The organism is Streptomyces californicus (assembly GCF_000717645.1).
Classification (GTDB): Bacteria; Actinomycetota; Actinomycetes; order Streptomycetales; family Streptomycetaceae; genus Streptomyces; species Streptomyces californicus.
Map to the genome: position 1 here is coordinate 1 of NZ_JNZZ01000054.1, position 12,764 is coordinate 12,764.

Annotated in this window: 9 protein-coding genes and 1 pseudogene; 6 read left to right on the forward strand and 4 right to left on the reverse strand. The window is 68.5% G+C overall.

Features of this window, described 5'->3' with window-relative positions; translation table 11 throughout:
* Positions 1 to 748 (forward strand): HAD-IC family P-type ATPase (locus tag IF19_RS0133830; RefSeq protein WP_030278103.1); only part of this gene is annotated, 748 nt, incomplete at its 5' end.
* Positions 749 to 1,311: 563 nt separating this feature from the next.
* Here IF19_RS0133830 and IF19_RS0133835 read toward each other — a convergent pair.
* Together IF19_RS0133835 and recD2 are read right to left on the reverse strand one after the other, a co-directional pair.
* Positions 1,312 to 2,610, reverse strand: a complete 1,299-nt coding sequence (locus tag IF19_RS0133835; protein ID WP_030121245.1) for a citrate synthase — start codon at positions 2,608 to 2,610, stop codon at positions 1,312 to 1,314.
* A gap of 214 nt (positions 2,611 to 2,824) precedes the next feature.
* Entirely contained in the window at positions 2,825 to 5,050 is a 2,226-nt protein-coding gene (recD2, locus tag IF19_RS0133840; RefSeq protein WP_030118944.1) for an SF1B family DNA helicase RecD2, read from the reverse strand.
* A 400-nt stretch (positions 5,051 to 5,450) separates the two neighbouring features.
* Here recD2 and IF19_RS1000000135610 point away from each other — a divergent pair, with 400 nt between their 5' ends.
* The 3 genes from IF19_RS1000000135610 to IF19_RS1000000135615 all read left to right on the forward strand — a co-directional run bounded on the left by IF19_RS1000000135610 (position 5,451) and on the right by IF19_RS1000000135615 (position 9,201).
* Positions 5,451 to 7,922, forward strand: a complete 2,472-nt coding sequence (locus tag IF19_RS1000000135610; protein ID WP_136975164.1) for a glycoside hydrolase family 183 protein — start codon at positions 5,451 to 5,453, stop codon at positions 7,920 to 7,922.
* Between the two features lie 175 nt (positions 7,923 to 8,097).
* Positions 8,098 to 8,628, forward strand: coding sequence for a hypothetical protein (locus IF19_RS0133850; RefSeq protein ID WP_128647687.1), 531 nt, complete (start codon positions 8,098 to 8,100; stop codon positions 8,626 to 8,628).
* 60 nt (positions 8,629 to 8,688) lie between these two features.
* Positions 8,689 to 9,201: a GNAT family N-acetyltransferase gene (locus IF19_RS1000000135615; protein WP_030118947.1), complete on the forward strand. Its 513-nt coding sequence runs from the start codon at positions 8,689 to 8,691 to the stop codon at positions 9,199 to 9,201.
* Positions 9,202 to 9,334: 133 nt separating this feature from the next.
* Here the strand turns inward: IF19_RS1000000135615 and IF19_RS0133860 are convergent, their stop codons facing one another.
* A complete protein-coding gene (locus tag IF19_RS0133860) occupies positions 9,335 to 9,907 on the reverse strand; it encodes a CGNR zinc finger domain-containing protein (protein ID WP_030278104.1) in 573 nt (190 codons plus the stop codon).
* A 168-nt stretch (positions 9,908 to 10,075) separates the two neighbouring features.
* Between IF19_RS0133860 and IF19_RS0133865 the strand changes: the two genes are divergently transcribed.
* A complete protein-coding gene (locus IF19_RS0133865) occupies positions 10,076 to 11,275 on the forward strand; it encodes an epoxide hydrolase family protein (RefSeq protein WP_030278105.1) in 1,200 nt (399 codons plus the stop codon).
* 95 nt (positions 11,276 to 11,370) lie between these two features.
* Here the strand turns inward: IF19_RS0133865 and IF19_RS1000000136725 are convergent.
* Positions 11,371 to 12,136, reverse strand: a pseudogene (locus IF19_RS1000000136725) (IS5 family transposase).
* A 333-nt stretch (positions 12,137 to 12,469) separates the two neighbouring features.
* Between IF19_RS1000000136725 and IF19_RS1000000138770 the strand changes: the two are divergent.
* Positions 12,470 to 12,595, forward strand: coding sequence for a hypothetical protein (locus tag IF19_RS1000000138770; protein WP_256438863.1), 126 nt, complete (start codon positions 12,470 to 12,472; stop codon positions 12,593 to 12,595).
* Positions 12,596 to 12,764 lie beyond the last annotated feature (169 nt).

Here is a 12,764-nt window from a genome sequence, read left to right on the forward strand (position 1 = left end):
CCCCACCCCCGAGGACTTCGCCAACGTCCCCGGCCTCGGCGTCCAGGGCACCGTCGAAGGCCACGCCGTCCTGGTCGGCCGGGAACAGCTCCTGGCCGACGCGGGGATCGCCCTCCCTCCCGTGCTGTCCGACGCCCTGGCGGAGGCCGGGGAGAACGGCCGTACGGCGGTCGTCGTGGCCTGGGACGGTGAGGCCAGGGGCGTACTCGGGGTCGCGGACGCGGTCAAGGACAGCAGCGCGGAGGCCGTGGCCGAACTACGCGCCCTGGGCCTGACGCCCATCCTGCTGACCGGCGACAACCGGGCCGTGGCGGACGCGGTGGCGCGCGAGGTCGGCATCGACGAGGTGTACGCGGAGGTCATGCCCGAGGAGAAGGTGGACGTCGTGCGGCGCCTTCAGGCCGAGGGACGGGTCGTCGCCATGGTCGGGGACGGGGTCAACGACGCCGCCGCCCTCGCCACGGCGGATCTGGGGCTGGCGATGGGCACCGGGACGGATGCGGCGATCGAGGCGAGCGACCTCACCCTGGTTCGTGGAGATCTCAAGGTGACGGCGGATGCAATTCGGCTTTCCAGGCGTACCCTTACCACCATCAGGGGCAACCTCTTCTGGGCCTTCGGGTACAACGTGGCGGCCTTGCCCCTGGCTGCAAGTGGCCTGCTCAACCCTATGATCGCGGGAGCCGCCATGGCGTTTTCGTCCGTGTTCGTCGTCACGAACAGCCTTCGGTTGCGTGCCTTCACGTAACTTCCACAAAGAGACTTAGATCACACTGTTTTCAGGGTAACCATCCAGTGGGTTCGCGAGTCTTAGAGTGCGAATGCCAAGGATGTCTTGGGGGACGTCCGACGGAGTGTCTTGGGGGACGCTCCCGATGGCATGCACGCGTTGGCCGGGGCACGTGCACCGGGGAGCTTTGAGCGGCCCTCCCGTGCGTACGTTCCCCGGCAGATCGCGGCACAACAGAACAGCGGGAGCCTCGGCTCCCGGCAGACGCCCGGCCGGATCCCGTGGGGGGAATCCGCTCCGGGATATGGGAAGCGCCCCGACCGTCGACCCGTGGGGGGATCGGCGGCGGGGCGCTTCTCTCTTCTCCGCCCGGCACGGCCGGCGCACCTCCGCCCGGCACGGACACGCCTCCACCCGGCGCAGCCGCCCGGCACAAGCGGCGCACGGCCCCCGGTACAGCCGGCACACGGCCCCCGGAACGCCGAATCGCCCCGGACACCGCGCTCTGTGCGAAAGCGCGGTACGCGGGGCGAAGGCAGTCGGCCGGAGAGGCCGGGCACCACGGGCGATCGAGGTCCGGGTCAGCGGCCCTCGACGGGGACGAAGTCGCGCAGGACCTCGCCGGTGTAGATCTGGCGCGGGCGGCCGATGCGGGAACCCGGCTCCTTGATCATCTCGTGCCACTGGGCGATCCAGCCGGGCAGGCGGCCGAGCGCGAAGAGCACGGTGAACATCTCGGTCGGGAAGCCCATGGCCCGGTAGATCAGACCGGTGTAGAAGTCCACGTTGGGGTAGAGGTTGCGCGAGACGAAGTAGTCGTCGGAGAGCGCGTGCTCCTCCAGCTTGAGCGCGATGTCGAGCAGCTCGTCGGACTTGCCGAGCGCGGACAGCACGTCGTGCGCGGCGGCCTTGATGATCTTGGCGCGCGGGTCGAACGACTTGTACACCCGGTGGCCGAAGCCCATCAGGCGGACGCCGTCCTCCTTGTTCTTCACCTTGCGGATGAAGGAGTCGACGTCGCCGCCGTTGGCCTGGATGCCTTCCAGCATCTCCAGCACCGACTGGTTGGCGCCACCGTGCAGGGGGCCCCACAGGGCGGAGATGCCGGCGGAGATCGAGGCGAACATGTTCGCCTGCGAGGAGCCGACCAGGCGCACGGTGGAGGTCGAACAGTTCTGCTCGTGGTCCGCGTGCAGGATGAGCAGCTTGTCCAGCGCCGAGACGACGACCGGGTCCAGCTCGTACTCCTGGGCGGGGACCGAGAAGGTCATGCGCAGGAAGTTCTCGACGTACCCGAGGTCGTTGCGCGGGTAGACGAAGGGGTGGCCGATCGACTTCTTGTAGGCGTACGCGGCGATCGTCGGGAGCTTCGCCAGGAGGCGGATCGTCGACAGGTGGCGCTGCTGCTCGTCGAACGGGTTGTGGCTGTCCTGGTAGAACGTGGACAGCGCGCTGACGACCGAGGACAGCATGGCCATCGGGTGGGCGTCGCGCGGGAAGCCGTCGAAGAACCGCTTGACGTCCTCGTGCAGCAGCGTGTGCTGGGTGATCTCGTTCTTGAACGCGGCCAGCTCGTCGACCTTCGGCAGGTCGCCGTTGATCAGCGTGTACGCGACCTCGAGGAACGAGGAGCGCTCGGCGAGCTGCTCGATCGGGTAGCCGCGGTAGCGCAGGATGCCCTGCTCACCGTCGAGGTACGTGATGGCGGATTTATAGGCGGCGGTGTTGCCGTATCCGCTGTCCAGCGTCACCAGGCCGGTATTGGCCCGGAGCTTCCCGATGTCGAAGCCCTTGTCGCCGACGGTGCTGTCGATCACCGGGTAGGTGTACTCGTCATCGCCGTACCGCAGTACTACAGCGTTGTTGGTCTGCTCGCTCACGTCATCCCTCACCGACGTAGTGCCTCTTCTTCGAGGTGCCCTGACTGTCTCCACCCTCCCCCATTCGGCTCAGGAGAGTGCACTCGGGGTCGTCCATTGGACCTACTGGCGGCACTGAGTGCCGCCAACTTACTCATCCTGCCCCCTCGGCTGCGGTTCCGGAAGACCTCCGTGATGTTTCCCACCGTTTTGATCGATCATTTTTCCCCAGGGGTCACGCGAAGTCTTCTCCGGAGCCGCCCCGGAGCCGGAAATCCAGCGCTGTGCAGCGCCTGCCTGCGGAAACCGTGCGGACGGCCTGGCCGATCGCCTTACGAGAGCCGACGAGGACGACGAGCTTCCTGGCCCTGGTCACGGCCGTGTAGAGCAGATTCCGCTGGAGCATCATCCAGGCGCCGGTGGTGACGGGGACGACGACGGCCGGATACTCACTGCCCTGGGAGCGGTGGATGGTCATGGCGTAGGCGTGGGCCAGCTCGTCCAGCTCGTCGAAGTCGTAGCCCACCTCCTCGTCCTCGTCGGTGCGAACGGTGAGCGTCTGCTCGTCGGGGTCGAGGGCGGTGACGACGCCGACGGTGCCGTTGAAGACGCCGTTCTCGCCCTTGTCGTAGTTGTTGCGGATCTGGGTGACCTTGTCGCCGACCCGGAAGACACGGCCGCCGAACCGCTTCTCGGGGAGGTCGGGGCGGCCCGGGGTGATGACCTGCTGGAGCAGCCCGTTCAGGTGGCCGGCGCCGGCCGGGCCCCGGTGCATCGGGGCGAGGACCTGCACGTCACGACGGGGGTCGAGGCCGAACTTGGCCGGAATCCGGCGGGCCGCCACATCGACGGCGAGCTTTCCGGCGTCCTCCGTCTCGTCCTCCACGAAGAGGAAGAAGTCGTTCATGCCCTCGGTGACCGGGTGCTGTCCGGCGTTGATCCGGTGCGCGTTGGTCACGACGCCGGACTGCTGGGCCTGGCGGAAGATCTGGGTGAGCCGGACGGCGGGGACGGGCCCGCCCTCCGCGAGCAGGTCCCTCAGCACCTCCCCCGCGCCGACCGACGGCAGCTGGTCGACGTCGCCCACGAGGAGGAGGTGGGCACCGGGTGCCACGGCCTTCACGAGCTTGTTGGCGAGGAGCAGATCGAGCATGGAAGCCTCGTCGACGACGACGAGATCGGCGTCGAGCGGGCGGTCGCGGTCGTACGCCGCGTCCCCGCCCGGCTTCAGCTCCAGCAGCCGGTGCACGGTGGACGCCTCGGCCCCGGTCAGCTCGGAGAGCCGTTTGGCGGCCCGCCCGGTGGGGGCGGCGAGCACCACCTTGGCCTTCTTCGCCCGCGCCAGCTCGACGATCGACCGGACGGTGAACGACTTGCCGCAGCCGGGCCCGCCGGTCAGGACGGCCACCTTGCGGGTGAGCGCGAGCCGTACGGCCTGCTCCTGTTCGGGCGCGAGGTCGGCCCCCGTACGGGTGGCGAGCCAGGCCAGCGCCTTGTTCCAGTCCACGTCCTGGAAGGAGGGCATCCGGTCCTCGCCGGTGTTCAGCAGCCGCCGGACCTGCCCGGCGAGGGACAGCTCGGCCCGGTGGAAGGGGACCAGATAGACCGCCGTGACCGGCTCGCCGCCCTCGGGGGACGGCACCTTCTCCCGTACGACGCCCTCGGGGTCGGCGGCCAGTTCGGCCAGGCACTCGATGACCAGCCCGGTGTCGACCTGGAGCAGCTTGACGCCGTCCGCGATCAGCCGCTCCTCGGGGAGGTAGCAGTGGCCCTGGTCGGAGGACTGGGACAGGGCGTACTGCAGGCCCGCCCTGACCCGTTCGGGACTGTCGTGCGGGATGCCGACGGCCTGGGCGATCCGGTCGGCGGTGAGGAAGCCGATGCCCCAGACGTCGGCGGCCAGCCGGTAGGGCTGGTTCTTCACGACGGAGATCGAGGCGTCCTCGTACTTCTTGTAGATGCGCACGGCGATGGAGGTGGAGACGCCGACACCCTGGAGGAAGACCATGACCTCCTTGATCGCCTTCTGCTCCTCCCAGGCCGCCGCGATCATCTTCGTGCGCTTGGGGCCGAGGCCGGGGACCTCGACGAGCCGCTTCGGCGCGTTCTCGATGATGTCGAGGGTGTCGACGCCGAAGTGGGTGGTGATCCGGTCGGCCATCACCGGCCCGATGCCCTTGATCAGCCCGGAGCCGAGGTAGCGGCGGATGCCCTGGATGGTGGCGGGCAGCACGGTGGTGTAGTTCTCCACGGTGAACTGCTTGCCGTACTGGGAGTGCGAGCCCCAACGGCCCTCCATCCGCAGCGACTCGCCCACCTGCGCCCCGAGCAGCGCGCCGACCACGGTGAGCAGGTCGCCGGCTCCGCGGCCGGTGTCGACCCGGGCGACCGTGTACCCGTTCTCCTCGTTGGCGTAGGTGATCCGCTCCAGGACCCCTTCGAGGACCGCAGTGTTGGACATCCCCCGACGCTACCGGGCGGCGCGGACAACGCGGCCGGGGCCGGGATCCCGTGCGGGGGCGGTCTGGGCCGGAAATCCCGTACGCGGAAGGGACGGTGGAGGCCGGGAGCCGTAGGCGGAAGGATCGCGCCGCACAGCAGAAAGCTCAAGCCGACCTCAGATTTCGCGCGACAGAAGAATTCGTCTCCCCCGTGACGTACACGCCTGCTAACTTGCGATCACCGCGTGGACATGACACTCAGATGAGTGCCTGCCGAAAACCCGTCCGGAGGCCGAGATTCCATGCGGCGCATCAGCCCGATTCACCGTTCCACATATCTCGGGGGCCCCACACCCCGCCTGCTTGCCCAGCACAGGAGGATCAGTGAGGACCACCAGGAGATTGACCCGATGGAGACGGATGGGCGCCGCATTGGCCTGTGCGGTGGCGCTGTCCGCCGTCGCAGCCGCGGCACCCGCCGTGGGCGCGGAACCCGACGCGGCACCGGAACGCACCAGTCCGGAGAAAAGCGCGCGGCCGGCCGCCGCCGAACCCGTTTCGATCGACGCCGATGGGCCGGTCGCCCTCACCGGACGGACCAAGGACGGCGCGACCCTCGAGGAAGCGCGCATCAACGTATGGGCACGGCCGAACCAGGACGTCCTGGCGAAGGTGAGGAAGGGCGATACGGTTCCGCGCTTCCATGTGCCGCAGGACGCGGTGACGGTCGAGGGAGATGAGTTCGCCGTCGTCCTGAAAAGCGGCGAACTCGGCAAGAAGTACGTCGGAAAGGGCGGCATCGTCCAGCTCGAAGTCGAAATCTACGATCCGTCGCGGAACAGAGTGGCCTTCACCTCCGCCTCCGTGCGGTCGATCCAGCCCGGCGGAGAGAGCGCCCTTCGCTGGGCCGATCCGGTCGGGACACCGGCGGACACACCGCGCCCGCCCACGACGGCGAAGCCGGAACCGGTGCTCCTGGGGGTGGAGCTGACCGAGGCACCGGCGGCCATGGGCAGGACGGCGGCTCGTTCCGCCGGCTCGGGTCCGCTCTGCTACAACCAGGAGTTGCTCGGCACCAAGGACGTGTGGGCCGACATCGGCGAGACGTACCCCGTGGACGACGGGGGCGGCGGCATGAAGTTCACCGACGAGGCCACCGCCTCGTACGAGGTCGCCGCGAAGTTCTCCCAGTGGGAGCAGTCGGGTTCCCAGACGTTCACCGCAGGCCAGGAGTTCGAGTGGCCCGCGTGGGGTGTGGCCGCCGGAGCCGAGGCCAACAAGCCACGCAAGTACCAGGTCGAGGTCAGGTACCAGCACCTGAAGTGCAGGCAGCCGGGAGTGCCTCCGGGCTCGGGAGAGTACGAGATCTGGGAGCCGACGCGTCATACCGGGTCCAATCGCACCGTCGTCGTTCCGCGGCCTCCCTGGATCGGTGCGACCCACGGCAACTGCGGCACCGTCTCTTCCCCTCTGTGGAACAAGACAGCCGAGTCCGGCGGTTCCGAGTCGGTCGCGTGGGAGGGAAAGAGCGGAATCCTGGGCGCCAACTTCGGCATCGGGATCGACCTCACCGTGAAGCGCGAATGGTCGTCCAGCTCCACCCTGATGTACAAGATGTCGGAGGGCGCGAACTGGCTCTGCGGCCTGGAGGACAAGCCGGGACTGGCCAGTAAGGTCGGCCAGTACTCCAAGGTGGTGCCGAAGAGCTGCTCCTTCAAGCTGCCCAACGCAACCGTGGTCGACACCAAGGCTCCACCGGAGAACACCTTCCTCAACTACGCGAAGACCACCCCCAACGGCTGGACCGGCGGCGACTCCACATACTCCACGAGGCTTCCCGACGGCCGCATCCTGTGGATGTTCTCGGACACGTTCCTCGGGCCCCTCAAGGCGAACGGAACCCGGCCGACCGACGCGCCTCTCGTGAATCAGTCGTTCGTCATCCAGAACGGCAACTCGCTCTCGACCGTCACCGGCGGCACTCCCGGCAACCCGCAGGCGATCCGTCCGGCCACCGCCGCGAACCAGTGGTACTGGCTGGGCGACGGAATGATGGGCGAGGTCGACGGACAACAACAGCTGCAGATCATCCTCCACCGATGGGCCAGGTCCGGCGACGGAGCCTGGGACATCTATCTCCAGGGGATCGAGGTGAGCACCTTCGATCCCAACAACCTCAAACAGCCGGTGAAAACCGAGGTGCTGCCCGGGTACGCAGTCATACAGTGGGGCTCCGCAATCCTTCCGGCCTCCCAGAGCGGTGATGGATACACATACATCTACGGGGTCCTGGACTCCGCCACCAACAAGTCGATGAGAGTCGCCCGCGTCAAAGGCAGCGACATTTCGAAGGTCGACAAGTGGATGTACCTCAACACCGATCGCCAGGCGTGGATGACGGAAGAGCTCCAGAGCACCAATGTGCTCACAGGTGTCGCCAACGAGTACAGCGTCACCAAGTGGAACAACGAGTTCGTCCTGATCAGTCAGGACAGCACGCTGGCGTTCAGCAACAAGATCGGCATCTGGGCCAGCTGTTCACCCCATGGGGGATTCAAGCATTCGGAATTCTTCTACAGCATGCCGGAGACCGGTCTCTTCGGAAGCTACGGAGATCCCAACATATTCGCGTACAACGCTCACGCCCATCCCGTTCTGGCTTCGGGTTCCCGGTGGACACTGTCGTACAACGTGAATTCGTTCGACAACACCGTGGGTCCGGACAGTGCGCACTACCGCGATCCCGGCATCTACAAGCCGAGGTTCGTTTCGTTCGACCTCACCCCGGCAACCGCCGCGATGTCCGAAAGATCCGCCGCCGCGGACCCGGGTTTGAGGCTTCCCAGCGGCGGAGATATCCCCTGCACCATATGCACGGGTGTCCCTCGGTAGCACGTAGGAGCTGACGATGACCGACGCGACGGCCCGCCGAAACGCTTCCCGGAGACGGCTTCGGCGGGCCGTCCGCCCCGTGGTCCCCCTCGGACTCGGAGTGATACTCGCCACGGTCTTCCTCGTCACGACGGCCGACAGCCGACAGCAGCGCTCGGGAGCCGGGGCACTCAGCGTGCGGACCGGCGGCGGCCTGGTGGTGATGGGCGACCCCGAGCAGAAGCCCTGGACGGGGTCCTTCGGGTCCTTCTTCCTGTGCACGGAAACGGGAGAAGCGGTCACCATCCGCCGGATTCGACAGGACACCCCCGTTCCCCCGCTCGGTATCTCCGTACAACTGCGAGAGGTCACGACCGACGCCCCCGGCATCATTTCGGCACGCGGCGAGCCTCCCGAATTCTTCGATCCGAAGGATTCCTCCCGTCACCGGATGGAGGGTTCTTACAGCGCGTTCCGTCCCGGCCTACGCGTCACGCGGCACTGCGGCCGGCCCGGGGCGGCGGAGAACGGTTTCACTGAATTGCTGTTCGTCGTCAAGGTCGACGGCGGCGGAGGTGTCATCGACCGGGCGTGGATCGACTACACCGTCGACGGAGAACCGACCCGGTCGTACACGACCGCGATCAACTGGGTCATGGTGCTGTGCGGAACAGAAACGCGCGGCATCCACGACGAAGATTCCTGCACGGGTCGGACGGATGGATGACATGGATCGTCTCTTCGTCCGAGGCAGGCACGGTGCCCGTCAACGTGGGCAGGGGCCGCCATGACCTGTGTGATCGAGCCGCCCCGCCCCGAGGACGCCGCGTCCCTCGGCCCCTTGCAGTCGAGAATCTGGTTGCAGACCTATCCCGACGAGGCCGCCGGGATCGATGAGGCGTGGATCCGCGAGCAGCGCGGAACGGCCGCCACGGAGGAGGGCGTCGCCGGGTGGCGGGCGTTCATCGAGGCGGCGGAGCGGCGACCGGACCTGTCGTTCTGCCGCGTCGTCCGCTCAGGCGTCGGCTCGGAGATCGTGGGCTTCCTGTGCGGCCGCCGGGGCGAGGCGGTCTCCCTCGGGCCGATGTACCTGCAGGAGGAGGTGCGGGGCCACGGCGTCGGCGGCCGGCTGATGGACGAGTTCCTCGCCTGGGCGGGTGGCGCCCCGGTGCGGCTGTGGGTCACCGAGTACAACGCGGGCGCGGTCCGCTTCTACGAGCGTCACGGGTTCCGGGCCACGGGCGAGCGGGAGTTGTGGCGCGGGAGGCTGCCGAACGTCCGCATGGTGCGCGACGCCTGACGCGTACCGGGCCGTCGGGCGGGCGGCCGGGGCGGCCCGGTACGCGGCCGGACGGCCGGGGCGGCGGCCATGCGGCCGGGTCGGCGGCCGGGGCGGCCCGCGTAGGTCCGCTTGGGTCCGTGTGGGTCCGCGATCAGTCCGCCGCGCCGGCCGGCCCGCGTCGGGCCGCGTTGAAGCGGGCCTTCTTCTGGCGGTTGCCGCAGGTGTTCATGTCGCACCACTTGCGCGTACGGCTCTGACTGGCGTCGAAGAAGGCGGCCCGGCAGGTCGGTGAGGCGCACAGGGCGAGCTTGCCGTCCCGTTCGCCCGAGATGACGTCCACCGCGTCGGCGGCGATCACGCTGAGGGCGTCCTCGACGGAGGAGGCGCCGAGCCGCCACCGCCGCTGCCCGTCCGGCGTCAGGACCGCCGCCGCCCGCCCGCCGGCGCTGCGGTCTCCGATGATCCGGACGGCGTCGGCCGGAAGCGGCTCCCGGAGCGCGGCGGCCGTCGCGGCGGCGTGCACGGACTCCCGCAACTCCCTTGCCAGGTCGAGCTGTTCGAGAGAGCAGGAGTCCACGGCGAGGCCGTACACCGCCAGCCAGTCGATGAGGCGGTGAGGAACCGGGATGCGCTCCACGGGTTCGCCGAAGCGCTCCGACAGGGTCCCCGTGAAGCTCGTCGCCAGCACGGCGCCGAGACGGAATTCAGGAAAGCCGGCACGCATGGAACCACCTTAGCCGGTTGCGGGTCGACTCCAGGAGCTGTTAGAACCGTCTTAGCCGGTTCACAAGGTCGGCGGTGCCCCGGGCGGGCCGGCGACGGTTCGGGATGCACCGTCGCCGGGCCGACGGAACGGGTGCGGCGCCGGTCCCCACGATGGCCAGGAGGCCCGATGCCCCGCCCGACCAGCGACTCCCCCGCACACCCCGCCCCTCCAGTGCACCCCTACGCGTTCCACGCGTCCGACGCCGAACTCGACGATCTGCGGGCCCGACTGGCGGCGGCACGGCTGCCGGAGGCCGAGACGGTCCGGGGCGCACCGCCCGGCCCCCGCCGCTGGGACCAGGGCGTTCCGCTCGCCGACCTCACCGAACTCGTGGAGTACTGGCGGACCAGGTACGACTGGCGGGCGTGCGAGGACCGTCTGCACCGCGCGGGCCAGTTCCGTACGGTCATCGACGGCCTCGGCATCCACTTCCTGCACCGCCGATCCGCGCGCGCCGACGCCACCCCGCTGGTCCTGACCCACGGATGGCCGGGCAGCGTCATCGAGTTCCTGCACGTCATGGACGAGTTGGCGGACCCGGAGGATCCCCGGGCGCCCGCCTTCCATGTCGTGGCCCCGTCGCTGCCGGGCTTCGGTTTCAGCGACAAGCCGGCCGCGACGGGGTGGGGCACCGAGAGGATCGCCGCCGCGTGGGTGGAGCTGATGGGGCGGCTCGGCTACAGCACGTTCCTGGCCCACGGCGGCGACTGGGGCGGCAACATCACCACGGTTCTCGGCGGCCGGTTCCCCGGCCATGTCCTCGGGGTCCACTCCCTGTTCGCGGAGGCCCCGCCCGGTATGACCACGGACGGCCTGACCGGGACCGAGCGCGCGTGGACCGAGGAGACCCGCCACTTCTGGCGCCACCGCGCGGCGTACGCGAAGCAGCAGGCGACCCGGCCGCAGACCATCGGTTACGCGCTCACCGACTCACCGGTCGCGCTGCTCGCCTGGATCCTCGACAAGTTCGCGGAGTGGTCGGATACCGAGGACAGCCCCTTCGAGACAATCTCCCGCGACCGCGTCCTCGACAACGTCACCCTGTACTGGCTGACGCGGTCGGGCGCGTCGGCGGCCCGCATCTACCACGAGAGCCACAACTCGCTCGATCCCGCGCTCCGGGTGGACGTGCCGTCCGCGATCACCATGTACCCCCGCGACATCGAGAAGACCCCGCGCCCGTGGGCCCGGGAGCGGCACCGCGACATCGTCCGCTGGCGCTCGCCCGAGGCCGGGGGCCACTTCCCGTCGCTGGAGGTGCCGGAGTTCTTCGTCACCGACCTGCGCGAGGGCCTGGCGGCGGTACTGGACGCCGCTCGCGGGTGAGCAACGGCCTTCGGAGTTGCCGGTACGGGGCGGCCGACACCTCCGGGGGCCACTGCGGAGCACCTCGACCGAGGGACTGAGAGCCCGTAACACGATCATGTGTGGGTCTTCTTGAGGCGTCTGAAGCAGATCAGGCTGCAGGCCAGGGAGACGAAGGCGTCGTGGAGTTCGGTGCGGCGTTTCCAGCGGACGGCGAGACGCTTGAAGTGGTGGAGCAGGGCGAAGGCTGCTCGACGACGTAGCGGAGCTTGCCCATTCCTTTGATGTTCGGGCAGCCCTTGCGCGAGATGACAGGCAGGATCCGGCGCTCGCGTAGTGCGTTCCGGTTCGGGTTGGAGTCGTAGCCCTTGTCGCCGAGCAGGGCGTCCGGTCGGCGGCGAGGCCGGCCGGGGCGGCCCGCGACAGGCGGGATGCCGTCGACCAGGGCGAGGGTCTGGGTGACATCGTTGACGTTTGCCGCGGTCGTGATGACTTTGAGCGGGGTACCGCGACCGTCGCAGATCAAGTGGTGCTTGCTGCCGGTCTTGCGCCGGTCGACCGGCGACGGGCCGGTGTCGGCACCCCCTTTTTCGCCCGGACGTGGGAGCCGTCCAGGCAGGCCCGCGACCAGTCGAGCTTGCCGGCCGCGTTCAGCTCGGCGAGCAGGAGTTGGTGCAGCTGGTCGAAGACTCCTGCCTTCTGCCACCGGTCCAGTCGGCGCCAGCACGTCTGCCCCGAGCCGAAGCCCAGCTCCAGGGGCAGGAGTTGCCAGGCTATGTCGTTGTGGAGGACGAACAGGATGCCCTGCAGACAGAGCCGGGCCGGCACCGGCCGCGGCCCAGGCGACCGTTCCGGCCAGGGCGGCAGGAGCGGCTCGATCAGCGCTCACAAGTCGTCGTCCACGATCCACGGCCGAGTACTCACACCATCACGAACGGCCGAATCCTCACACCGGTCACGGCCAACCAGCACACTTCAACAAGATCGTGTTACGAGCTCCTAGGAGCAGGCACTCCGGGAGTCAGCGGGGGGTATGAGGCGAGCGCGAGCGATGCCTCAGCGGGTTGGACCGGAGAGGCTGAGTGCTCCGCAGGCTTCTACCGGGCATCGGCTAGCACGCAGGGCGAGACGTCGGCTGGCGTGAGCACGGACTACAGCGCCAAGCCGGGCTGTTCGGCAAAGATCAAAAAGACATGGTGAAGAAGGAGGGCATTAATGATCAATTTCGCAGCTCCGGGCGGCGGCCCTGATGGGCCACCATGGCTTGGAATAGTTTTCGGGATCATCGTCGCCGTGCTGGCCGTGGTCTTCTTCGTCCATCTGGCGAAGCGCCGTAAATAGCTGCAGTGTGGGAGGCTCGGGACCTGATTTTGGGTCCCGAGCCTCCCACACTGCGTGGCAACAGAATCGCCTTAGAGGTCCTAACAAAGGCGTTGGACGTGTCGGTGAGTGATGAGGCAGGTGGCGAGGCCGAGGAAGGCTTCGTGGATGTCGTCGCGTCGTTCCCATC